The 22729-nt window shown below is 66.4% G+C and carries 23 protein-coding genes; 20 read left to right on the plus strand and 3 right to left on the minus strand.

Annotation, left to right across the window (positions count from 1 at the left end; genetic code table 11):
• Positions 1-27: 27 nt before the first annotated feature.
• The 4 genes from AB0L82_RS13315 (at position 28) to AB0L82_RS13330 (ending at position 4092) form a co-directional block, all read left to right on the plus strand.
• Positions 28-1392 (plus strand): ABC transporter substrate-binding protein, encoded by a 1365-nt coding sequence (locus AB0L82_RS13315; RefSeq protein ID WP_364634761.1) that lies wholly within the window; start codon positions 28-30, stop codon positions 1390-1392.
• Positions 1389-2237, plus strand: coding sequence for a metallophosphoesterase (locus tag AB0L82_RS13320; protein ID WP_364634764.1), 849 nt, complete (start codon positions 1389-1391; stop codon positions 2235-2237). Before AB0L82_RS13315 ends, AB0L82_RS13320 begins: the two co-directional genes overlap by 4 nt.
• A 174-nt stretch (positions 2238-2411) precedes the next feature.
• Complete coding sequence (locus AB0L82_RS13325; RefSeq protein WP_364636052.1) at positions 2412-3290, plus strand: sugar ABC transporter permease; 879 nt, start codon at positions 2412-2414, stop codon at positions 3288-3290.
• On the plus strand, positions 3280-4092 hold the full coding sequence (locus tag AB0L82_RS13330) for a carbohydrate ABC transporter permease (RefSeq protein ID WP_364634766.1): 813 nt from the start codon (positions 3280-3282) through the stop codon (positions 4090-4092). Before AB0L82_RS13325 ends, AB0L82_RS13330 begins: the two co-directional genes overlap by 11 nt.
• A 1-nt stretch (position 4093) precedes the next feature.
• Here the strand turns inward: AB0L82_RS13330 and AB0L82_RS13335 are convergent, their stop codons facing one another.
• Positions 4094-5008 (minus strand): LysR substrate-binding domain-containing protein, encoded by a 915-nt coding sequence (locus tag AB0L82_RS13335; protein WP_364634769.1) that lies wholly within the window; start codon positions 5006-5008, stop codon positions 4094-4096.
• Between the two features lie 233 nt (positions 5009-5241).
• Here AB0L82_RS13335 and AB0L82_RS13340 point away from each other — a divergent pair, with 233 nt between their 5' ends.
• The 4 genes from AB0L82_RS13340 to AB0L82_RS13355 all read left to right on the plus strand — a co-directional run bounded on the left by AB0L82_RS13340 (position 5242) and on the right by AB0L82_RS13355 (position 9165).
• Positions 5242-5676: a hypothetical protein gene (locus AB0L82_RS13340; RefSeq protein WP_364634772.1), complete on the plus strand. Its 435-nt coding sequence runs from the start codon at positions 5242-5244 to the stop codon at positions 5674-5676.
• 23 nt (positions 5677-5699) lie between these two features.
• The gene (locus AB0L82_RS13345) at positions 5700-6329 is read left to right on the plus strand and encodes a class I SAM-dependent methyltransferase (RefSeq protein WP_364634775.1); all 630 of its coding nucleotides are present in this window, start codon (positions 5700-5702) and stop codon (positions 6327-6329) included.
• Between the two features lie 8 nt (positions 6330-6337).
• Positions 6338-7657, plus strand: a complete 1320-nt coding sequence (locus AB0L82_RS13350) for a family 1 glycosylhydrolase (protein WP_364634778.1) — start codon at positions 6338-6340, stop codon at positions 7655-7657.
• Between the two features lie 176 nt (positions 7658-7833).
• Complete coding sequence (locus AB0L82_RS13355) at positions 7834-9165, plus strand: family 1 glycosylhydrolase (RefSeq protein ID WP_364634781.1); 1332 nt, start codon at positions 7834-7836, stop codon at positions 9163-9165.
• A 1-nt stretch (position 9166) separates the two neighbouring features.
• Here the strand turns inward: AB0L82_RS13355 and AB0L82_RS13360 are convergent, their stop codons facing one another.
• On the minus strand, positions 9167-9841 hold the full coding sequence (locus AB0L82_RS13360; protein WP_364634784.1) for a MerR family transcriptional regulator: 675 nt from the start codon (positions 9839-9841) through the stop codon (positions 9167-9169).
• Positions 9842-9942: 101 nt separating this feature from the next.
• Between AB0L82_RS13360 and AB0L82_RS13365 the strand changes: the two genes are divergently transcribed.
• The 3 genes from AB0L82_RS13365 to AB0L82_RS13375 all read left to right on the plus strand — a co-directional run bounded on the left by AB0L82_RS13365 (position 9943) and on the right by AB0L82_RS13375 (position 12377).
• Positions 9943-11667 (plus strand): GMC family oxidoreductase, encoded by a 1725-nt coding sequence (locus AB0L82_RS13365; protein WP_364634787.1) that lies wholly within the window; start codon positions 9943-9945, stop codon positions 11665-11667.
• 84 nt (positions 11668-11751) lie between these two features.
• A complete protein-coding gene (locus tag AB0L82_RS13370; protein WP_364634790.1) occupies positions 11752-12033 on the plus strand; it encodes a hypothetical protein in 282 nt (93 codons plus the stop codon).
• Complete coding sequence (locus tag AB0L82_RS13375) at positions 12030-12377, plus strand: regulator (protein ID WP_364634792.1); 348 nt, start codon at positions 12030-12032, stop codon at positions 12375-12377. Before AB0L82_RS13370 ends, AB0L82_RS13375 begins: the two co-directional genes overlap by 4 nt.
• Before the next feature lie 38 nt (positions 12378-12415).
• Here AB0L82_RS13375 and AB0L82_RS13380 read toward each other — a convergent pair whose 3' ends face one another.
• Positions 12416-12859, minus strand: coding sequence for a hypothetical protein (locus AB0L82_RS13380; protein ID WP_364634794.1), 444 nt, complete (start codon positions 12857-12859; stop codon positions 12416-12418).
• A gap of 269 nt (positions 12860-13128) precedes the next feature.
• Here AB0L82_RS13380 and AB0L82_RS13385 point away from each other — a divergent pair, with 269 nt between their 5' ends.
• The 9 genes from AB0L82_RS13385 (at position 13129) to AB0L82_RS13425 (ending at position 22728) form a co-directional block, all read left to right on the plus strand.
• Positions 13129-13647, plus strand: coding sequence for a DUF2599 domain-containing protein (locus AB0L82_RS13385; RefSeq protein WP_364634797.1), 519 nt, complete (start codon positions 13129-13131; stop codon positions 13645-13647).
• Between the two features lie 127 nt (positions 13648-13774).
• Complete coding sequence (locus tag AB0L82_RS13390) at positions 13775-15043, plus strand: aminotransferase class V-fold PLP-dependent enzyme (RefSeq protein WP_364634800.1); 1269 nt, start codon at positions 13775-13777, stop codon at positions 15041-15043.
• Entirely contained in the window at positions 15040-16314 is a 1275-nt protein-coding gene (locus AB0L82_RS13395) for a heavy-metal-associated domain-containing protein (protein ID WP_364634803.1), read from the plus strand. The genes AB0L82_RS13390 and AB0L82_RS13395 overlap by 4 nt, the downstream gene beginning before the upstream one ends.
• A gap of 20 nt (positions 16315-16334) precedes the next feature.
• The gene (locus tag AB0L82_RS13400) at positions 16335-17792 is read left to right on the plus strand and encodes a decarboxylase (protein ID WP_364634806.1); all 1458 of its coding nucleotides are present in this window, start codon (positions 16335-16337) and stop codon (positions 17790-17792) included.
• Positions 17792-19123, plus strand: a complete 1332-nt coding sequence (locus tag AB0L82_RS13405; protein WP_364634809.1) for a pyridoxal-phosphate dependent enzyme — start codon at positions 17792-17794, stop codon at positions 19121-19123. The genes AB0L82_RS13400 and AB0L82_RS13405 overlap by 1 nt, the downstream gene beginning before the upstream one ends.
• A gap of 111 nt (positions 19124-19234) precedes the next feature.
• The gene (locus tag AB0L82_RS13410; protein ID WP_364634812.1) at positions 19235-21103 is read left to right on the plus strand and encodes a Na+/H+ antiporter; all 1869 of its coding nucleotides are present in this window, start codon (positions 19235-19237) and stop codon (positions 21101-21103) included.
• A gap of 162 nt (positions 21104-21265) precedes the next feature.
• Positions 21266-21655 carry a hypothetical protein gene (locus AB0L82_RS13415; RefSeq protein ID WP_364634815.1) on the plus strand — a complete coding sequence of 130 codons (390 nt, stop codon included), beginning with the start codon at positions 21266-21268 and terminating at the stop codon, positions 21653-21655.
• Between the two features lie 99 nt (positions 21656-21754).
• Positions 21755-22378, plus strand: a complete 624-nt coding sequence (locus AB0L82_RS13420; protein WP_364634817.1) for a TetR/AcrR family transcriptional regulator — start codon at positions 21755-21757, stop codon at positions 22376-22378.
• Positions 22379-22530: 152 nt separating this feature from the next.
• On the plus strand, positions 22531-22728 hold the full coding sequence (locus tag AB0L82_RS13425; RefSeq protein ID WP_364634819.1) for a hypothetical protein: 198 nt from the start codon (positions 22531-22533) through the stop codon (positions 22726-22728).
• Position 22729 lies beyond the last annotated feature (1 nt).

A 22729-nucleotide genomic window follows, 5' to 3' on the forward strand; every position in this document is an offset into this window, starting at 1 on the left:
CCTCTCATCGAATCCAGGAGAATCATCGTGAAACGCACTCTGCCCCGGCTGGGCCTGATGTGCGCCGTCGCCGTCACGCTCAGCGCGTGCGGACTGGGCGGCAGCACCTCCGGCGAATCGACCGCCGCGCAAATCCCGGAATTGCGCTCCGATCAACAGGTTTCGATCGTCTTCGAGTCCTACAACTATGGTCTCGCCGGGCCGTGGACCGATACCTTCAACACCCTCATCACCGATTTCGGCCGCAAATTCCCGAATATCAAGGTGACCGCGCAGAAGCCGCAGGGCAACAGCCCCAATCCGGCCAGCGACACCATCTCCAGCATTCAGAATCAGCTGGTGGCGGGTTCACCGCCGGATGTGGCCCAATTGGGTTTCAGCGACCTGGATTTCAGCGTGCACCAATTGCAGGCCAAGCCCCTGGACGTGCTGGTCGGCAAGGACGAGGTGAAGAATAATTTCGAGGGCACCCTGCCGTTCGCACCGCGCGCCCGTACCCTCGACGATTGGGACGGCCACACCTACGGCGTCCCGTTCGTGTTCTCCACCCCGGTGCTGTACTACAACGCGAACCTGTTCGCCCAGGCCGGACTCGATGCGAGCAAACCCCCTGCCACCTGGGCCGAGGTCGGTGACGCGGCCCGCGCAATCGCGACACGCACCGGTCAGGGCGGTGCGTACATCGACTGCCTGACCAAGAGCGCCAAGGACTGGTGCTTCCAATCCATGGTGCGCTCCAACGGCGGTCGCGTGGTCTCCGAGGACCGGCGCACGCTCGGTTTCGCCGATGACGCCGCGGTCCAGGTCACCAGGATGGCACAGGATCTGGTGAACACCGGAGCCATGCCGAAGCTGAATCAGAAGCAGGGTTACGAGGCGTTCGCGCGCGGCGAGATCGGCATGATTCTCGAAACCAGCGCCATTCAGGGCACTTTCGTCGCCGGTGCGAAGGATAAATGGGATCTGCGCTCGGCCACCATGCCGCGCTTCGGCGATAAGCCCGTCGTCCCCACCAATTCCGGTGCGGGACTGCATATTCTGTCGTCGGACCCCGCCAAGCAGCGCGCTTCGTGGGAACTCATCAAATTCCTGACCAGCGCATCGGCCTACACCACCATCTCGCAGAACATCGGCTATCTGCCGCTGCGCACCGGCCTGCTGGACAAGAACAACGCCCTGTACGACTGGTCGCAGAAGAATCCGCTGCTGGCCCCGAATGTCGCGCAGTTGGCGGCGATGGAGCCGTGGGTGTCACTGCCCGGCAATAACTATCTGCAGATCCGTGACGGCATGATGGACGCCGTCGAATCGATCGTCTTCCAGGGCAAGGATCCGCAGTCCACGCTCACCGCCGCCCGCGCCGAGGGCGCCAAACTGCTGCCCGCCTCATGAGCGATCTCACCGTAATCCAGCTCTCCGACACCCATATTCGCCCCGCGGGCGAACCGATCCACCACGGCGTGGACAGCTACGCCAATCTCACCCGCGTGCTGGATCGACTGCGCGCGGCGGGCGGGCGCATCGACGCGCTCGTACTGTCCGGCGATCTCACCGATACCGGGGACGCGGCGTCCTACCGTCGCCTGCGCGAGGCGATCGAACCCGCGGCGGCCGAACTCGGCGCGCAGATCGTCTATGTCATGGGCAATCACGATGAGCGCGGCGCGTTCGGCACCGAACTGCTGGGCCTGGGGCTCTCCCCGGACCGGCCGCACGATTGTGTGCGCGAAGTGGCGGGCCTGCGCATTATCGCCCTCGACAGCACCATTCCGGGCCGCCACGACGGCCGCCTGGAGTCGTCCCAATTGCAGTGGCTGGCACACGAACTCCGGACACCCGCACCGCGCGGGACCCTGCTGGCCGTGCATCATCCGCCGTTGCGCTCGGCATTGGCGGCCGCGCGCATCCTGAAACTGCACAACACCGATGACCTCGCCGAGGTGGTCGCGGGCACCGATGTGCGGATGATCGTCAGCGGGCACCATCACCTGACCAGTGCGGGTTCGCTCGCGGGCATTCCGGTGTGGATCGGACCGGCCGTGGCGTATCGCATCGACGCCATGGCCGCCGCCGGACGCCAGCAGGCCACCGACGGTTTCGGTTTCACCCGGATCGACATCATCGGCGATGCCTTCGTGGCCACGGCGGTGGAGGTCACGCCCGCCACCCAGCTCTACGACCGCGACGAGGCGGCGGAGCTGGCCCGCCTGGCCGTCCTGACCCCGAACCATCGGTGACTCGTGTTCGTCATCGATACCCGCGCCGAGATCGGCCCGGTCGAACCCGACAGCACGGCGGGGAGCATCGAATCCAGTGCAACGGAGCATGATTCGACGCCTGCTGGTTCACCGGGCCGCGGCGAGGGCGGTGGCGTCGGCGGGACACCGCCGACGCCACCGTGGGGGCAGCGAATCCGGCGGCGCATCGGCCGCACGGTGGTGCCGTACCTCTACCTCGCCCCGGCGCTGATCCTGCTCGTGGTGTGGACCTATCGGCCTTTGGTGCAGGCGGTGCAGCTGTCCACCTATTCGTGGAATCTGCTGCCGACCGCGCCGATGAAGCCGGTCGGCACCGCGAATTACGAACGCTTGGTGGAACTTCCGGCCTTCTGGGATTCGGTCGGGCGCACCGGGGTGATGATTCTCGGGCTGCTGCCGTTCACGGTCGTGCTGCCGGTGCTGCTGACCTTCGCGGGCCGGCGCATCGGCAGACGCTCGCGGGCGGTGTATCAGGCCATGGTGTTCGCGCCGTTCCTGGTCGCCCCGGTGGCCGCGGCGGCGGTATGGCGCTGGCTGCTGCATCCGGGCAGCGGATTCGTCGACCGGATGCTGGGGTCGGACCGGAATTGGGTATATGACTCGGCGACAGCACATCTGGTGATCATCGGCATCACCGGATGGCAGTTGCTCGGGTTCGCGCAATTGGTGGTCTCGGCGGGCGTGGCCGCGATCAGCGGTGATTACGAGGAGGCCGCGCGCGTCGACGGCGCGAGCAGCGGGCAGATCCGGCGCTGGATCACCTTGCCGCTGCTCTCACCCACGCTGGTCTTCCTGGTGCTGACCACGGTGCTGTTGAGCCCGACGCTCACCTTCCCGCTCATCGATTCCATGACACAGGGCGGGCCCGCGCAATCCACCACGAATATCTACTACCTGTTGTGGGAGTACGCGTTCCACAGCTTCGACGCCGGGCTCAGCGCCGCGGCGGGTGTGCTGCTGTTCGTCGGCTTCGCCGCCGTCGCCGGGGTACTGGTATGGCTCTCGGAAAAGGTGACCTTCCATGATGATTGACCGAATCCAGCGGGTCGGCGGGCATCTGCTGCTGGGTGCGACGGCGCTGGTGTGTGCGTTCCCGATCTACTGGTTGTTCGCCACCAGCCTGCGCCGCCCCCAGGACGTGTCCTCGCTGGCCCCGCTCCCGTGGCCGCTGTCCACGGCCAATTACGCCGATGCCGTGGACAAGGTGGATCTGCCTCGGCTGCTGTGGAATACGTTCCTGATGGCAGCCGGTTCGGCGGCCGGGCAGTTGCTCATCGCGTTGCTGGCCTCGTACGCGTTCGCCATGTACACCTTCCCGTTCCAGCGGCTGCTGTACCTGGCGTTCGTGGGCACCTGGCTGGTGCCGTTCCAGGTGTCGATGCTGCCGAATTATCTGCTGCTCAGCCGATTAGGGCTGCTGGACACCCTGGTCGGGACAGTGCTGCCGACGCTGTGTTCGGCACTGGCGATCCTGCTGCTGCGCCAGCATATGGCCGCGTTCCCCAAGGAACTGGTCGCGGCCGCCCGGGTGGACGGCCGCTCGTCCTGGTCCATTCTGTGGACGGTGGTGGTGCCCAATCTGCGGCCCGCGCTCGCGGCGCTGGGCATTCTGCTGTTCATCAATGCCTGGAACGAGTACTTCTGGCCCGCGATCGTGCTGCGGCGCTCCAATGCGGTTGTGCAGCTGGGGCTTCGGAGTTTCATGGGCACCGAGGGCGAACAGTGGGGTCCGCTCATGGCGGTGGCTGGTGCGGCGTGTCTGCCGGTGCTGCTGCTGTATCTGGTGTTGCAGCGTCAGATCGTGGACGGATTCGTGCGATCGGGATTGAAGTGAGTCAGGCCGGAATCCGGGCGGGCTCGGGGGCTTCCAGACAATCCAGGAACAGTGAGACCGCCGGATTGTCCTCCTCGGCCCGCCACACCGCGTACAGATCCAGGGTCGGCACCGGGTCCACCAGTTTCACCGCGATCGAGCTACTGCCGGGCGTACCCATACCCATGGAGATCGCGCGCGGCAGTGAGGCGAATCCGACCATCGGCCGCACCGACACCATATGCGCGGTCGCACCCGGATCGTCGGCGTAATGCCCGACGGTCAGACTGATCCGGGTCTGCGCGGCCGCGCGGAAGATAACGTCGTACATGGCGGGACATTGTTCCCGCGCGAACAGCACGCACTCCTGCCCCGCCAATTCCGCGAACGGCACCCCGGCGCGCTCGGCCCAGCGATGCCCGCGACCCACCACCGCCACCAGCGGAACCCGGTGCAGCATACGGCGATACCGGAATCCAGCGGTGCTGGGATGGCCGTACACCAGCGCGACATCGAGGGTGCCGTCGGACAGTCCGTCCAATTGCGGACCGGTGCGCTTCTCCCACAGGGAGACCGCGATGTCGGGATGCCGTTCGGTCATGCGCACCAGCGCGTCCGGCAGCACGTGGCGGCTGGCGGGCACGTTGTAGCCGACGTTCACCGTTCCGGAGCGCCCCTCGGCGGTGGCGCGCGCGGCGCGAGCGGCCCGCTCCACCTGGGCCACGATCTGCCGGGCCTGGATCTCGAATTCGCGCCCGGCGGCGGTGAGGCGAACCTCGTGCGAATTACGGGCTACCAGCTGCGCTCCCACCGATTTCTCCAGTTTGCGCAATTGCGCGCTGAGACTGGGCTGGGTGATGTGCAAGCGCAGCGCGGCCCGGCCGAAATGCAATTCCTCGGCCAGCGCGATGAACGACACCAGATGTCGCAGCTCCATGGCGACGACTCCTTCCCTCTCGGGGGTCACGCTAGCCCCGGCGGATAACCGCCGATGAATCTCATCCGCACATCGGTGGCCGATCCCATTGCGGGCGGGTGAACGCTGGTACCCGGCCGCGCGATCGAGGGTGATGCGGCAACCGAAGTGCCTGTCGTGCGGCAAACTTCGGGCCGTTTCGTGATGTAAAGCTTTCCTTGACAAGGCGATTCACGTAAAGGCAGCATTTACATATGAACGATCCGCAGCACCGAGACCCCGCCGACGAACGCGCGGTCCTGGCGAAACTCCTGTCCACCAATGCCGCCTTCCTGGCCGAGGTCCTGCACCCCGCCGAAGGTGCGCCCACTCCCTCGGTCATGGCCGCCCTGCGCGCGGCCCGCTCCCTCGACAGTGTCGTGGACGATGTCCTGCGCTCACTGGTGCAGCAGGCCCGCGATGAAGGTCGCACCTGGGCCGAGGTCGGCGAGGTCTTCGGCACCTCGCGCCAGGCCGCCTTCCAGCGCTTCGGCACCGGCGGTATGCCCATACCTCCCGCGCCGCCCGCACCCCACTTCCCGAAGATGCCCGATATGCCGCCCATGCCTGAAATGCCGAAAGTGCCGCCGATGCCGCACATTCCGGGCTGGCCGCCCACCCCGCCGACACATCAGCACCCCGGCCCCTGATCGCCCCGCACCGAATTCCCATGATGGACACCGCCGACCCGGTCCCACGCACGGCGACCCACCGCCGACTCCTGGCCGCGGCACGCTGCCGATTCGCCGAGGATCGCCTCGCGGACGCCGTGAGCGCGGGCATCGGCCAGCTGATCCTGCTCGGCCCCGCCCTGGATACCTTCGCCCGCCACAACCCCTATCCCGGACTCCGCGTCTTCGAGGTGAGATCCGATCTCTCGACGCGGACAACAGTTTTCAACCCGCCGGGCGTTCCCACCCCGACGGACCTCGAATTCACGCTCCCGGCAACGGATTTCGATCTACGAGCACCGGTTTTCATAGTCGGGTTGGGAGCTCGGTCCCGATCCGGAGACTTCGCGCCCTGCGATTTCGGATCGCTCGCTCGCAGCGCAGCTTCCCTCGGCGCCTTTGGGATCGGGTCGGAAATTGTCCTCGACTACCTGCCCGGAGGCCATCCGCCCGTCACCCAACTGCTGTGCGACACGGGGTTCGAGGTGCTGGAGGATCTCGGGGCGACGGCATTAGCCTGCCGCTATCTCGATCGCCCGATCGAGCCTGGGCATTCGGGCGAACCCCGTGTGATTCGGGCACGGGTCCGCAATAATGCTGGACGCCCGCTCAGTTCGATTACTCTCGCCTGAGGAGATCCATGCGCCAGCACACGCGCCGTCACGCACTCGCCACCCTGGCCGCCGTCGCGACCGCACTGGTGGCGACCGGCGCACCGGCGCAGGCGAGCCCGGCGGGCGTGCCGGGTATGGGCGACGGGTTCTACTGGGGTGTGGCCTCGGCCGGATTCCAATCCGAAGGGCATGCGCCGGACAGTAATTGGCTGCGCTACGCCAACTCCCATGCCGACTATGACCGATACGGGGACAGTGTCGATTTCTACACCCGCTACGCCTCCGATATCGCGCTGGCCAAGAGCCTCGGGGTGAATGTGTACCGGATCAGCGTCGAATGGGCGCGGGTGCAACCGCAGCCCGGGGTGTGGGACGACGCCGGATTCGCCTTCTACGACAAAGTGATCGCGGCCATCCGTGCGGCCGGAATGCGGCCCATGCTCACCCTTGACCACTGGGTATATCCCGGCTGGGAGGCCGATCGCGGCGGCTGGGCCAACCCGGGCATGGTCGATGACTGGCTCACCAGTATGCGCAAGGTGGTGGATCGGTACGCGAGCGCCGATCCGCTGTGGGTCACCATCAACGAACCCGCCGCGTACATGATGAACGAGGTCCGCAATGGCGGACTGCCGGTCACCGACATCCCGGTCATGCAGGATCGACTCGCCCTGGCGCACAACAGCATCTACGACCACATCCATGCGGTGCAGCCGGGTGCGATGGTGACCAGCAATGTCGCCTACATTCCGGCGGTCGATCCGGCGGTGAACGGGGCGATGCTCGACAAGATCGGGGCCAAGCTCGATTTCGTGGGCATCGACTACTACTACGGCATGTCACCCGAGGTGGCAGCGCAGTTCACCGCGTACGCGCGATCGGCGCTGTGGAGCCTGCCCTTGCAAGCCGACGGCATCTACTACACGCTTCGGCATTTCGCGCGGCTGTTCCCGGGCAAACCGCTCTACATCGTCGAGAACGGTATGCCCACCGAGAACGGACTGCCGCGATCGGATGGCTACACGCGCGCGGATGATCTGCGCGACACCATGTATTGGTTGCAGCGCGCCAAGGCCGACGGCATGAACATCATGGGCTACAACTACTGGAGCCTGACCGACAATTACGAATGGGGTTCCTACACACCCCGTTTCGGGATCTACACGGTGGACGTGCTGACCGATCCCACCCTGACCCGCCGTCCCACCGATGCCGTGGACGCCTACCGGCTGATCACCCGCGACGGCGGGGTCGCGCCCACCTATCTGCCGACGCGCGCGCCCGCGGCCTGCTCACTGGTCGACGCACTCGACAGCTGCGCGGATCCGGTGACACTGCCGCGCTGAGTCCCGCCCGGCGCGGCTCCGGGTCCGCATTCAGGTCGCGCGCCCGGTGTGCGCTGTCGTAACACACGTCACATCCGCATCATGCGACACGCAAGTCGTGAGCGAATTTTCAGCTATCCGCCGGTTAGGCTCCGAATCGGGACATTCCGACCACGGGTCCCGGAGGAGGAGCTTCGATGCGCACACGGCTGCACCGTCTCGTCCTGGCCGGGATCGCCACGGCCTCGACACTGCTGCCGGTCGCCGCGGTGGGATCCGCGACACCGCCCGCACCGACGGCCACCGCGCACGGATCGCTCGGGGAGAACTTCATGTGGGGCGTGGCCGCATCGGGCTTCCAGTCCGAAGGTCATGCGCCGGACAGCAATTGGGAACGCTATATCCAGAACAACCCCGATTGGGACCGGTACCGCAACTCCATCGACTTCCGCTCCCGTTATCCCAATGACATCGCCCTCGCGGCCGGACTGGGCGTGAAGGTCTTCCGCATCGGCATCGAATGGGCACGCCTGCAACCCACCCCGGACACCTGGGACGAGAACGGCTTCGCCTTCTACGATTCGGTCATCGACACCATTCTCGAGAACGGCATGCAGCCCATGCTGACCCTGGATCACTGGGTGTATCCGGGCTGGGCGCTCGATCGCGGCGGCTGGAACAACCCGGGCATGGTGCAGGACTGGCTCACCAATATGCGCAAGGTCGTGGACCGGTACGCGTCGCGAAATCCGGTGTGGGTCACCGTCAATGAGCCCGTGGCGTACATCATGCACGAGGTGCGGCAGAACGCCACCGTCGCCGATCACATGCTCGACGAGGTCGCCCAGGCACATAACGAGATCTACGACTACATCCATCAGGTACAGCGCGGGGCGCTGGTGACCAGCAATGTCGGCTATGTCGCGGGCGCGGAGAACAAGGTCAACGGCCCGCTCATGGAGCGCATCGGCGCCAAACTCGATTTCATCGGCGTCGACTACTACTTCGGGTACGAGCCGCCCTCGAACTCGGTGTCCCAGCCCGACGGTTCGGCCGCAGCGCCCAAGGGCATGTGGGAACTGCCGGTGCGGCCCGAGGGCATCTACTATGCGCTGCAACACTATTCGGAGAAGTTCCCGGGTAAGCCGCTGTGGGTGGTGGAAAACGGCATGCCCACCGAGGACGGCAAACCGCGCGCGGACGGCTACACCCGCTCCGATCATCTGCGCGACACCGTGTACTGGTTGCAGCGTGCCAAGGCCGACGGTATGAACGTGGTCGGCTACAACTACTGGAGCCTGACCGACAATTACGAATGGAGTTCGTACACACCGCGATTCGGGCTCTTCACGGTGGATGCGAAATCCGATCCGAATCTGAAGCGCACGCCGACCGATGCGGTGGACTCCTACCGCCGCATCGTCGCCGCCAACGGGGTGCCCTCCACCTATGTTCCGGTGCGACTGCCCTCGGAGTGCGGGCTGGTCGATCCGCCGGCCAGTTGCGATGATCCGGTCACCGTTCCGTAGGTCAGTCCTCGAGTTCGCGCACCGCGCGCTCGATCTCGGCCACCAGGGTCGCCCCGCCCACTTCGCGCGCGGCGGCCCGGTAGCGCTCCTGGAAGCGAATCAGATCCGGGCGCACGCCTTCTCCGCCGTAACTGGTGCCGACAGCGTCACGGAAGGCGCGCACCATCTCATCGGCCAGATCGGCGATACGGGTGCGAATCAGGGTGCGCAGGGTGCCCGAGAGCGAGATATCGGTGCCCACGTCATAGAGGACCAGTGCGCCGGTGAGCATGGCGGGCTCGGGAATTCGCCAGCGCTGCCCGTGCGGTTGCACATAGCCCGCGCTCACCAGTTCCTCGAGAATTTCCGGGCGGCGATCGCCGAGCACTTCGCTGAGTTGATCGTCATCGATGACCGATCCGGGCTCGGTATCGGGATTGCGCGGGTCGAACAGTTCACGCCAATCCCCGTCCGCGGGCACCTCGGCATCGAGCACCTCGCGAATCGCGTCCAGGCGCAGGCCGCGCGCCTGCATGGCCGCGATCGCCTGCAAGCGTTCCAGATGATCGTCCCCGTAGACCGCTTCCTTACCCGCCCGGCCGGGCTTGGGCAGCACACCGAGCGAGTGGTAGTAGCGGATGGTGCGTGCGGGCACCCCGCTGAGTTCGGCGAGCTGGGAGCGGCTGTATCGATCCACGCGATCAGCATAGAGTCCGCAACCCGCCTACGTTGACAGTGGAAACTGTCCGCGTTAGCGTAACCGCCGCCACACTGTCGACGACGACAAGGGAGTTTGCGATGAACCGACGCGAGACCGATTTCGATGTACTCATCGTCGGATCCGGATTCGGCGGCAGCGTCACCGCGCTGCGCCTGACCGAAAAGGGTTACCGCGTCGGGGTACTGGAAGCCGGTCAGCGTTATGCCGATGACGAGCTGCCCGATACCAGCTGGGATCTGCGCAAATTCCTGTGGGCGCCCAAGCTCGGCTGCTACGGCATCCAGCGCATTCATCCGCTGCGCGATGTGCTGATTCTCGCGGGCGCGGGCGTCGGCGGTGGCTCGTTGAATTACGCCAACACCCTGTACGTGCCGCCGACGCCGTTCTTCGAGGACGCGCAGTGGCGCGATATCACCGACTGGCGCGCGGAATTGCTGCCGTACTACGAGCAGGCCAAGAAGATGCTCGGGGTGGTGCAGAACCCGCATATGACTCCGGCCGATGAGGTGTTCAAACAGGTCGCCGAGGATATGGGCGTCGGCGACACCTTCGTGCAAACCCCCGTCGGTGTGTTCTTCGGTGAACCGGGCAAGAAGGTCGCCGACCCGTATTTCGGCGGCGCGGGACCCGAGCGCACCGGCTGCATCGAATGCGGCGAGTGCATGACCGGCTGCCGCCACAATGCCAAGAACACCCTGGTCAAGAACTACCTATATCTCGCGGAAAAGGCCGGGGCACAGGTGGTTCCGATGACCACCGTCTCGGCGCTGCGCCCGCTGCCGGATGGCACCTGGGATGTGGACACCGTGCGCACCGGCAGTTGGTTCCGTAAGCAGCCCAAGACCTACACCGCCGCACACGTGGTGCTGGCCGCCGGAACACGCGGCACCCAAAAGTTGCTGTTCGCCATGCGCGACAAGGGAACTCTGCCGAACCTGTCCGAGCGCTTGGGCGTGCTGACCCGCACCAATTCCGAATCGATCGTCGGCGCGGCCACCCGAAAGGTGAATCCGGATCGCGATTTCACCCGCGGTGTCGCCATCACCTCCTCGATCCACCCCACGCCCGATACCCATATCGAACCGGTCCGCTATGGCAAGGGTTCCAATGCGATGGGGCTGCTGCAGACCCTCATGGTCGACGGCGGTGGGCGGATGCCGCGCTGGCTGCGGTTCCTGTGGACGGTGATTCTGCATCCGCTGACGCTGTTGCAGTTCATGTCCGTCAAAGACTGGAGTGAGCGCACCGTCATCTCGCTGGTGATGCAGAACCTCGACAATTCGATCACCACGTTCACCAAGCGCGGACTGTTCGGGCGCACGCTGAGCTCCAAACAGGGCCACGGCGAACCGAATCCGACCTGGATTCCGGTCGGCAACGAGGTCACCCGCGCGGTGGCCGACAAGATCGGCGGCGTCGCGGGCGGCTCCTGGGGTGAGGTCTTCAATATCCCGCTGACCGCGCATTTCCTCGGCGGTGCGGTGATCGGCGCGGATGCGAGCAGCGGTGTCATCGACCCGTACCACCGCGTCTACGGCTACCCGACTCTGAGCGTGGTCGACGGTGCGGCGGTCTCGGCGAACCTGGGTGTGAACCCGTCGCTGACCATCACCGCGCAGGCCGAGCGGGCGGCGGCCATGTGGCCGAACAAAGGTGAGGTCGATACCCGTCCCGAGCCCGGCACCGGCTATCAGCGCATCGCACCGGTGACCCCGAAGCAGCCCGTGGTCCCAGCCTCCGCCCCGGCCGCGCTGGTACTGCCGATCGTGGAGATCCGCACCGGTTCCTCCGAATCGGCCTGATTTCCGCCCGCTTTCCGCCGAGCCCCGATCCCATCTCGGTATCGGGGCTTCTATCTGCGGAGATGCTCCCTGTATTCTCGAAGTGTGGGTTACGAGTGGCTGCTCTCGGCAGCGATGAACCTCAGCGGCGGTCTCACCACCGATGAGGTGCTCCGGGCACTAGCCGACGCGGAACACCGCTGGGTGCAATCGGTCTTCACCAAAACCGGCGCCCCCGGCCTGTCCGTGTGGACTCGTACCGCCACCGGGAAGCCCATCCTGGTGGTGTTGCGCCCACTCGGCGGTTTCGATCATCAGATCGTCTTCGCCGCACCGATGACACCCCACCAGGTGACCGCTTTCGAGGAATGGGAGGCGAACCAATGAGCAAGCGCAACAATGAGTTCCGCGACCTGGCCGAAGCAGAGGATCTCGCCGCGGCCGCGGCCGCCGGCGAATTGATCTACGGCGCGAGCGTGGACGCCGACGATGTACTCCCCCCGCCCGCCAAAGTCCCCGACAGCGCCGAGGACACCCTCGTGGTCACCACGGTCCGCCTCACCGTCCGCCAGCGCCGCCGCGCCGAGGAAATCGCCCGCACACGCGGCACCGACCTCACCGCCCTCATCCGCGCCTGGGTCGACGAAGGCATAGCCGAGGACAGCGACGACTACAACGTCTCCGCCGCCGAGGTCAAACGCCTCCTCGCCGGCCTGCGCCGCATCGCCTGACACCGCATCCCCCGAACACCGCGCGGCGGTCGCATCGGTCAGCGGGCGTGGATGTGGGCTATGCCCATCGGGGAGGTCGGGGGTGGGACGTCGCCCGCGGGGGCGCGGAATTCCTGGAGGGCGGGCAGGACGTCTATGTGACGGGCCGCGTAGCAGCGGACCTGCGGGAGGGCGTAGCCCACTTCGGTGCGTTCGAGGGGTTCGGCGTCGATATAGCCGACCTGGTCGAGGTTCACGCCGAGGGTTTGGGCGATGCGGGTGATGGCGGCGGATTTCTTGCCCCAGCCGACTTCCACGGCGGCGAAGCGATCGTGCAGGCCGTGCTTGCGCAGTTGCGCGACCGTCCAGGAGAGTTCGCCGCGGCTCGCGACGGCGTGCATGACACCGCGCTCACGCAGGATGCGCAGGGCGCGCACCGCTTCGACGCGCAGCGCGCCATCGGTGGAATCGCAGACCACGCCGTCCCACAGGGAGTTGTCCACCTCCCACACAAGACATTTCACCGTCGGTGTGTTCATCGTGCCCCTACAGTCGTCCCAGCCTCAGCCACATCCGGTTCCCATGTGCAGGGCGGCCCCCACTTTCGAGAACCGCCCGGCCGTGACATCGTAGGGTCCGTCTGGGCCAATACACCAGCGCTGGCAAATCCGAGACGATGTCCCCGGAGCGCCGACGCGATGGGCGTGAGCGTTCGATAATGGCCGCTGACGTGGTCCGATACGATCGCGAGTAAGGGAAAGGGGCGTGGCCGATGCGGCAGCGCTGGAAGCTCACCGGTGGCCTGCTCGCGCTGGCGGTCTCGCTGAGTGGTTGCGGAGCGGCCGAGGAATCCTCCCCCGTGATCGTCGGATCGCTCAGCACCACCGTGCCCATCCCGGCGGCCGCACCGCCGCCCGCCGCCACTGGACATCCCATCGCGGATCCCACGGTCTCTCAACTGCCCGCCGTCGACGCGTACGCCGACAAGAATCTCATCGACCGCACCGAATGGACCGATGCGGTCGACGGCCGCCGACTGCTGGTGTACCCCACCGACGCCGGCCGCAAGGACACCTTCCCGACCGCGGGCGAGCGCGCCTGGCAGGAAGTGCTCACCGACTCCCCCGATGCCGACACACCCGGTATGCGTGATCAATTCATCTGCCACTGGGAGTGGGCGCGCCTGGTCGCACCCGATAAGCCGAGCTGGAATCTGGAGCCGTGGCGGCCCGCCGTCCGCTATCAGGCCACGGTGAACGCCATGTGCAATCCCGGCGGCCCCGAACGCTGACGCCTCCTTCGCGGCGGTAACGAGAATTTTCCGCGAAACCGCTTGCCCGCGAGAACCTTCGAGCCGATCTGAAAAATTGCGTATCGTTGGTGGCGTCCAGCGCCAACTCCTCGGAGGGAGCGGCACGGTGCGGTCCTGTGCGCATTCGTCCACCGCCGGGCCCCCCGCCCGGGAACCGGCGCTGTCGCGCCGCATGTTCCCCGCGCTGCGCGAAAGCGGTGAGGTGTATCTGGATTCGGCGTCCACCACGCAGAAACCGGAATCGGTGATCGCGGCGATCAGCGAGTATCACAGCGCGCGCACCGCCAATGCCGGGCGCGGCGCGTACGCGTGGTCGACCAGTCTGACGCGCGAGATCGAAGGCGTGCGCGAGCGCATGGCGGGATTCATCGGCGCGCACGCCGACGAGGTGGTGTTCACCGGCGGATCCACCGCGGGATTGAACGCGATCGCGCTGTCGTGGGGGCTGGCCAACCTGCGCGAGGGCGATGAAATCCTGTACAGCCCACGCGATCACGCCTCGAACGTGTATCCGTGGGTGCAGTTGCGCCAACTCCTGGCCGGACTCGGTCGCACCATCACTTTGGTGCCGTATCGGGTGAACGCGCTGGGCGAAGCCGACATCGAGGACATCGCCGCGAAGGTCGGCCCGCGCACCCGGATGATCACCGTCGGGCATCTGCACCACGTGTTCGGGGCGCTCAGCACGCTCGAGGAATTGCGCGGGCGCATCGATCCGTCCATCGCACTGTGTTTCGACTGCAGTCAGTCCGGCGGGCATCTGCCGGTGCGGGTCGGCGACCTCGACGCCGATTTCGCGGTCTTCGCCGGGCACAAGATGTTCGGTGCGCCCGGCACCGGGGTGCTGTATTGCCGCCGCCGTCGCCACGCCGAGCTGTCCCCGTTCCTGCCGGGCGGCAATTCCGGTGTCACCCTGGATGATTCGGGTCTGCGCGCGGGCCCGATGCCGCAGCGCATGGAGGGCGGCACCCCGAATATTCCGGGCATCCTGGCGCTCGGCGCTGCCCTGGATGTGCTCGACAATATCGGCCTGGACACCATCCACACCCATAACCGGGCGCTCACCCAGCGGCTCATCGCGGGCCTGCGCCCCGTCCCGGGCCTGGAGTTCGCGCCCGGCCCCGCCTATGCCTCGTGCGAAACCGGTTACGGCATAGTGTCTTTCACGCTCGCCGGGATCAGTGTCAACGATCTCGGCTTCGTCCTGGGTGAACTCGGTTTCCTGGTGCGCTCGGGCGCACACTGCGTGCCCGCGAACAACGCACCGGGAGAAGAGGATTCGGTGCGGGTGAGCACCCACATCTACAACACCCTCGACGAGATCGACCGCTTCACCCACAGTGTCGCCACGATTGCCGAGGAGGTCTCCTCATGACGACCAATGGTCACGAACCACGCTACGACCGGCGCGCGGCCTCGCGCGTACTGGCCGTGCTGGCCCGGCCGGGCCTCTTGGCGGGGGTCACCGCCCCGGCGGACGGCCGCATCGAATACACCTGCGCGCCACTGCGTCCGGAGCCGGGATCGCATCTGACGCTGTCACAGCGGCTGTATCTGGAGCGCTTCATGCGCCCGTGCCGGGCCGATCAGGTCACCAGCGCCACCCATCGCATCGCCTGGACCGACAGCGACGGCATTCCCAATACCGGGCATTTCCATTCCGGCGGGCTGGGACCGATCGTGCCGATCGCCATGCGCGAGACGGTGCTGACGCTGTGGCATGCGCTCAATGCCGATACCGCGCTGGCGCACCGCATTTCCGACCTCACCGAGCGTGATCGCGATGTGCTCGAGGGCACCACCACCGATCACGAACCCCTGGACATCTTCCGCGTCGGCATCGAGGCGTGCGGGCGCGCGCTGGCACAGCACGCCCTGCTCGCACGCTGGACCCCGTACCGCACCCCGGTCGAATTCGCGCTCGGCATGCGCGATTCCGGAATCTACAGCGCGGTCGCGACCCGCTGGTTCTGGGAGCTACAGGCCTCGAGCTATCGGCGCGGCATGATCGCGGCAACCCTGACCACCCAGCCCGATGGCACGGTGCGCTATTCGGCCGAATCGGTGGCGACCCTGCGCGCGATGAAGGATATGACCATCGAGGACGCGCACCGGGTCATGCGGCGCGCCACCCACACCGAGGGATTGAGCGTGGGCGAGGCCATCGCCAAGTACCACGATGAACTCGATCTCATCTCACGCCAGTACGCGCTGCTGCCGCCCGGCACCCGCCCCGCCTGTCTGGCCGCCATGCCGCATCAGCTCGACGGCGCGCACTACAGCCTGCTGCCGCTGGTGGTGGACCGGTTCACCGAGGTGTTCACCGCGCTGGCCGACCGGCTCACCGTTGCCGAGATACCCGTCGAAACCGCGTCGGACAGCGCCGAACTCGCCGCCGAGGAGCAGATCTTCTACGTCCCCGATATGACCTGCAAGCACTGTGTGCGCACCATTACCGGGGTGCTGGAGTCGATGGATATCGGGGTGCACGATATCGACCTGATCTCCAAGCGGGTGCGCGCGGAATTCCGTAGTCCGCGCAATCGCCAGCGCGCGTTCGACGCACTGCGCGACAGCGGCTACAACCCCTCCACCGCTCGCCCCGCGACCGCGGAACCCGTATCCGCCACCGAAACCGCGGTATGACGGCTTGGACTCCGCCGCACTTGCCGGCGAAGATCGATCCGCTGGTGCGCGCCTTCCTGGCTGCCCCCGGCGCGGCCGAGGCCGCCCTGGACACGTACTCCTCTCCCGCGCATCTGGTGTTCCCGCAGGTGTTCGCCGAGAATTTGGGACGTTTGCGGGCGGTGCTCGACCGCGGGATGCCCTATCGGATCTGTTACGCGCACAAGGTGAATCACTCGCAGGCTTTCGCGCGCACCGCCGAGCGGGCCGGGATCGCGATCGATGTGGCCTCGCGCGCCGAACTGGCCGGGGCGCTCGGGGCGGGCTTCGATCCGTCACGTGTCGAGGTGACCGGGCCCAAGGGTGAGGGATTCCTGCGTGATCTCATCGGCACCGGGGCCACGATCAATGCCGACAACGTCTGGGAGCTGACGCGAATCGCCGAACTCGCGGAGGCCGGTGCGAGAGTGCCGATGCTGGTGCGGCTCTCGGGCTTCGCGGGCACCCCGGTGAGCCGATTCGGCGTCCCGCTGCGACAGGTCGACGAGGTGTTCGAGGTGCTCACCACCCAGCGTGACCGGATCGCCTTCCGCGGCTTCGCCTTCCATATCGACTCCGGCGAACCGGGTGAACGCCTGCGCGCGGTCGAGGCCTGCCTGGAACTGACCGAACGCGCCTACGCGCACGGCCTGGCCCCCGCGGTGATCGATATCGGCGGCGGTTTCCGGCAGGTGTTCACCGATGACGCCGACGCGTTCGACGCCTATGTGCTGGCCCTGCGCGAATCACTGCTCGGGCGCGGCGAGCCGATGGCGTGGGGCGGCAATACCTTCGGCTTCCATCTCGACGGTGGCGCGGTGCACGGCACACCGGTGTTCCACAAGTACGCCAATACCGTGCCCGCCGATCGCATGCTCGCCGATCTGCTCGATGCCGGACTGGACGCGCACGGCGGGCGCAGCTTCGCGCAGCTCGCCGCGGAGAATCTGCTCGAGGTCTGGCTCGAACCGGGCAAGGCGCTGGTCGATCATGCGGGAATCACCCTGGCGCGTGTCGAGTTCGTCAAGGAGACGGCAGACGGCAGCGTCCTGGTCAATCTCGATATCAGCCGCGATACCGTCACGCCCGCCGATCAGGAGGTGATGGTGGATCCGCTGCTGCTGCCCAGGGACCCGCACGCGAATTCCGGTGCGACGGGGGTGTTCCTGGCCGGGCGGTTATGCCTGGAACGCGATCTGATCACCAATCACAAGGTGTGGTTCGCCCAGCGTCCGCACTCCGGCGATATCGTCGCGTTCCCCAATACCGCTGCCTACCATATGGATTTATCGGCAGCGCGTGCGTCGATGCACACCCTGCCACCCAAATTGGCCGTGGTGCACCGGCCGGGGGAATCCGCCGGTCCGGGCGGTTTCGAGATCTGCCGCGATGAGGAATTCGAACCCGAAACCACCGCGGTGCGGCAACCGTCGAGTCCGGAATGGCACGGGGTGCGGTAATGCGCTACGACCACATCACCGAACTCATCGGCAATACTCCACTGCTGCGCCTGGATCCGGTCGTGCACGGACTCGGCAATGTCGAGCTGTACGCGAAATTGGAGTTCTACAACCCCTTCGGCTCGGTGAAGGACCGCGTCGCCTGGGGCATGATCCGCGATGAGCTCGATGCGATCATCGCGGGCGGACAGACCCTGATCGAAGCCTCGAGCGGCAATACCGCCAAGGCACTGCGCATTCTGGGCGCCATGCACGGAATCGGGTTGCGCGCGGTCACCAATCGCATCCGGGTGAACGAAGTCCGCGATCTGCTCCAGCTTTTCGGCACCGATATCGAGGAACTCCCCGGCCTGTCCGAATGCCCGGACCCGACCGCACCCAATGACGTGTACTCGGTCATCGAATCGACCATGGCGAAAACCCCGGGGGCATGGCATCACCCGTCGCAGTACACGAGTGAGAAGAATATCGAAGCCCACTACGAGGGCACCGGCCGGGAAATCCACGAGGACCTGTCACGTGACGGGATCACCCGCGTCGACTATCTCATCGGCGGTCTGGGCACCACCGGCTCCACCCGCGGCGCGGCAACGTTTCTGCGCAAACACAATCCGGAGTTGAAGGCCATCGCGGTGGTCTCCGAGCGCAGCGATTTCATTCCCGGCATCCGCTCGGAAACCGAGATGTGGGATGTGGGGCTGTTCCAGCCCGACTTCTACGATCGCATCATCGCGGTGGAAGCCGGAATGGCAGTCGATGCAACGGTCGAACTGGCCACCCGGCACGGCGTTCTCGCCGGGCCCACCAGCGGAGCCACCTACGCCGCGGCGCTGGAACATTTGCGCACACTGCCACTTTCGACCGATCAGCCGCATACGGCGGTGTTCATCGTCTGCGATCGCATCGAGCCGTATCTGTCCTACATTCGCAAACGACGACCCGAACTGTTCGGGCGCAGCAGTCGGCCCGCCGCGCCCGATGCCGCCGAACTGGCTGCCACACCGACTCTCTCACCCGAGGCATTGGAGACCCTCGACCGGGATGCACGTCCCACCATCGTCGACACTCGCGGCGCGATGGCTTATCGCATCGCTCATGTGCCGGGTGCGATCAATATTCGCGATGACCAACTCGACGACATGCTCGTGCAGGGCATCCCATTCCCGCGCTCGCGTCCGGTGGTATTCGTCTGTCCCGTCGGCGAACTGTCGCTGCGGTTCGCGGCGCTGGCCCGCCGCGCAGGCTACGAAGCCTTCAGCCTCGCGGGCGGAATCGCGGCCTGGCGCGACAGCGGTAAACCCATGGAATCCGCACCGCGCGCCCAAACCTGACCCGCATCCGATGATCGGCCGCGGCCGCAAGTGCCTGGTCAATCGATCAGCGCGGTCGGACACACCCCGCCGATGCGCGAATCGGACACTCGCCCTGGCACGATAAGCCTCGTGGAGTTGGCGTTCGGGCTCGTCGTGCTGGTGGCGGTAGCGGTCGCGTTGGCGGCGCTGGCCCGCCGCATGGGAATGGGTGAGCCGTTCGTGCTCACCATCGCCGGGGTGCTGGCTTCCTATCTGCCCTTCGTGCCCGAGTTCGATATCGAACCCGAACTGGTGCTGCTGGGGTTGCTGCCGCCGCTGCTCTATACGACCGCGATCCGGACCTCGCTGGTGGACTTCCGGCCCAAGAAGGTCTCGATCGCCATGCTCTCGGTCGGATTGGTGCTGTTCACCGCGTTCGCGGTGGGCGGGGTCGTGTATTGGCTGCTGCCGGTGCCGTTCTCGGCCGCGATCGCCATCGGCGCGGTGGTGGCCCCACCCGATGCGGTGGCGGCGACCGCGGTCGCGCGACGGGTCGGTATGCCGCGACGGCTGGTGACCCTGCTCGAGGGTGAGTCGCTGTTCAATGACGCGACCGCGCTGGTGACCCTGCGCACCGCGATCGCGGCCATGGCGGGTGCGATCACCATGTGGGAGGCAGGCGCGGATTTCCTGGGCGCGGCCGGTGGCGGTGCGCTGTTCGGTGTGCTCGCCGCGCTGGTGCTGGCATTCCTGCGCCGTCGCATCAACGATCCGGTGCTGGACACCAGTGTGTCGCTGCTCGCGCCGTGGATCGCGTACCTGCCCGCGGAATCGCTGCACGCCTCCGGGGTGATCGCGGTGGTGACCTGCGGGCTGATCCTGGGTCACGGTGCGCCGCACTGGCAGTCCGCGGCTTCGCGGATCGCCGAGCACACCAATTGGAGCACCATCCAGTTCTTGCTGGAGAGTTCGGTCTTCCTGATCATCGGGTTGCAGGTCCGCCATATCGTCGAAGCGGCGTGGAACAGCGATCTGCCGCATTCGACCCTGCTGCTCTCCTGTGTCGCGGTCCTGGCGACGGTGATTGTGGCGCGGCCGATCTGGATGTTCCCGGCCACCTACTTCTCCTGGTCGGTGGAGGGGCGACGTCAGGGCAAGGACAAACCGGCCTGGACCGGGCCCGCGGTGCTGTCCTGGGCGGGTATGCGCGGCGTGGTCACCCTGGCCGCCGCGCTACTGCTCCCGGCCGACACGCCGGAGCGCGCCACGCTGATTCTGCTCGCGGTCGTGGTGGTGGCCGGAACATTGCTGCTGCAAGGGCTCTCACTACCGCTGCTGGTGCGCACCCTGCGCCTGCGCGGACCCAGCCATGCCGAGGATCTGCTGCAGGAGGCGAACCTGCTGCAGCAGGCCACCGCCGCCGGGCTCGAGGCATTGGAAGCCAATATCGGTGAGGAGACCCCGCCCGATATCGTCGATCAGCTGCGCTCGCTGGCCGTGGCGCGATCGCAATCGGCGTGGGAATTGCTGGGGCGCTCCGAATCCCAGCGCATCACCCCCAGCGGCGAATACCGGCGGCTGCGCCTGGCCATGCTCGCCGCCGAACGCGAAACCGTGTTGCGCGTGCGCGATGCGGGCCTGGTCGAGCACGAGATCCTGCAGGCGGTGATGGCCACCCTGGACCTGGAGGAATCCACCATCGACCGGGTCGCCGAGGCCGATGACGACGGCCGCGAATTGCTCATGATCCCACCGGCTTCCGGCGGTTGCGAACATCTGCGCGAGGCCCCGCACACCAAGGTTCCCGACACCCCCGACGCCTGCGCCGAATGCCTGGACGAGGGTCTGGTGTGGGTGCATCTGCGCATGTGCCTGAGCTGCGGGCATGTGGCGTGCTGTGATTCCTCGCAGGGCAATCACGCCACCAAGCATTTCAACAACACCGGACATCCGGTGATGCGCAGCGTGGAGCCGGGCGAATCCTGGCGCTGGTGCTATCTCGACGAACTGCTCGGATAGCGACCCGTTCGCAAGAGATCGCGCGGGGCGTTGCGCCACAACCCAATTCAGAACGAGTAGTCCGATACGCGCGTGTCGCGACCCCTGAATGCCGACACTTCATATATGCGCCGGATCGCGGCGCACGTAGTATTTCACCCTTCCTCAGGGGAGATGATCGATATGATCCGATCTCGAAAACCAGTCCTGGCCGCGAGCGCGGTCGCCGCCTCGGCGCTGGCGCTGGTGCTGGCCGCGCCCGATGCGTCGGCGTACGTCACCAGCGTCTCGATCTCGTCCGGCTCGCTGGGCAATGGTTACGGCACCAACTGCTCGTACACGGTCACCGTGAACGGCAGTCCGAACGAGTACATCTGGCTGTATGACAGCAGCTCGTCGACGTTCAGCCCGCAGCAGGTGAGCCTGGGCAGCGGCGGTACCGCGACCTCGAGCTGGACCCCCACCTCCACCGGGACGCATTACGTGCAGGCCTGGAGCTACAACGGTTCCCAGTGGGCCACCGTGCAGGTCGGCACCGGTATCAATCTGGGCAGCGCCTGCCTGGTCAGCTGATCGGTTGCGCGGCCGCTCGGCGGCGTCCGCGCTGCGTACCGGGGCACTCCGGCGCCGGGTGCGCACACGCGCCCGGCACCGGGCACTACCCTTGACCCGGTGCAGACAGGCCAACCACCCTCCGACGCCGAACCTCGTATCTGGGGCGGAACCACCCTCACCGAACGCCGTGAGGCCCGGCGCGCCACGCTGCTGGACGCCGCCCTGGATCTGATCGGCGAATCCGGTGCGGGCGCGGTCACCATGCGCGCGGTATGCCGCACGGCCAATCTCACCGACCGGTATTTCTACGAAAGCTTCACCAGCCGAGACGAATTGCTCGATGTGCTGTACCGGCAGATCGCCGAGGAGTTCCTCGAGCCGATGACCGCGTTCGCGGTGGCCGATGATCCGGACCGCGATCGCGCGCTGTCCGAGGTGCTGGTCGACAAGGTGCTCGAGGATCCGCGCAAATCGCGCCTGTTCCTGGTCGAGCCGTATTCCTCGACCGGGCTGGGCCAGACCACCATCGCGGTCATGCCCGCCTTCACCCGCCTGATCCAGGATCACCTCTTCGCCCACATCGAGGATCCGGTGCGCCGGCGACTGGCGGCGGTCACCATGGCCAGCGGTAACGCGGGCATGTTCTCGGCCTGGCTGAACGGCACACTGCGCGCCTCGCGGGATCAGATCGTGGATCACCTGGTGCAGACGATCGCGGCGTACCGCTCGATGTATCGCTGAATCGCACCGATTTCGCGAGCATTCCCGCACGTCATCATCATGGTACGGACATACCACTTATGTGGTACGTTCCTACCATCAACGATGATAAGGGGAGGCCATGGCCAAGATCGGACGATTCAAGAACGACGCCGCGCCTCGCCGTCCCGTCATTGACCATCTTCGGGGAGGATTCGCTGGTCGCGAATCTCGAGGCGACGTCCGCGCGTATCGCCGAACACCTGCCGAGCGGGGAGCTCGCGACCTATCCGAATACCGCGCACGGCATCCTGTTCCAGATTCCGGAGCGGATAGCCGCTCGCACCATGGAATTCATCGCCCGGCACGATCGCGCACCCGCGACGCGCTAGC

The organism is Nocardia sp. NPDC052001 (genome assembly GCF_040680615.1).
In the GTDB taxonomy this organism is placed as follows: Bacteria; Actinomycetota; Actinomycetes; order Mycobacteriales; family Mycobacteriaceae; genus Nocardia.

What these genes read in the sequence shown, in the direction of transcription:
- AB0L82_RS13320 (WP_364634764.1), top strand. Translation starts at nt 1,389, where the DNA reads ATGAGCGATCTCACCGTAATCCAGCTCTCCGACACCCATATTCGCCCC.
- AB0L82_RS13330 (WP_364634766.1), top strand. Translation starts at nt 3,280, where the DNA reads ATGATGATTGACCGAATCCAGCGGGTCGGCGGGCATCTGCTGCTGGGT.
- AB0L82_RS13335 (WP_364634769.1), bottom strand. Translation starts at nt 5,008, where the DNA reads ATGGAGCTGCGACATCTGGTGTCGTTCATCGCGCTGGCCGAGGAATTG.
- AB0L82_RS13340 (WP_364634772.1), top strand. Translation starts at nt 5,242, where the DNA reads ATGAACGATCCGCAGCACCGAGACCCCGCCGACGAACGCGCGGTCCTG.
- AB0L82_RS13345 (WP_364634775.1), top strand. Translation starts at nt 5,700, where the DNA reads ATGGACACCGCCGACCCGGTCCCACGCACGGCGACCCACCGCCGACTC.
- AB0L82_RS13350 (WP_364634778.1), top strand. Translation starts at nt 6,338, where the DNA reads ATGCGCCAGCACACGCGCCGTCACGCACTCGCCACCCTGGCCGCCGTC.
- AB0L82_RS13355 (WP_364634781.1), top strand. Translation starts at nt 7,834, where the DNA reads ATGCGCACACGGCTGCACCGTCTCGTCCTGGCCGGGATCGCCACGGCC.
- AB0L82_RS13365 (WP_364634787.1), top strand. Translation starts at nt 9,943, where the DNA reads ATGAACCGACGCGAGACCGATTTCGATGTACTCATCGTCGGATCCGGA.
- AB0L82_RS13375 (WP_364634792.1), top strand. Translation starts at nt 12,030, where the DNA reads ATGAGCAAGCGCAACAATGAGTTCCGCGACCTGGCCGAAGCAGAGGAT.
- AB0L82_RS13385 (WP_364634797.1), top strand. Translation starts at nt 13,129, where the DNA reads ATGCGGCAGCGCTGGAAGCTCACCGGTGGCCTGCTCGCGCTGGCGGTC.
- AB0L82_RS13395 (WP_364634803.1), top strand. Translation starts at nt 15,040, where the DNA reads ATGACGACCAATGGTCACGAACCACGCTACGACCGGCGCGCGGCCTCG.
- AB0L82_RS13405 (WP_364634809.1), top strand. Translation starts at nt 17,792, where the DNA reads ATGCGCTACGACCACATCACCGAACTCATCGGCAATACTCCACTGCTG.
- AB0L82_RS13415 (WP_364634815.1), top strand. Translation starts at nt 21,266, where the DNA reads ATGATCCGATCTCGAAAACCAGTCCTGGCCGCGAGCGCGGTCGCCGCC.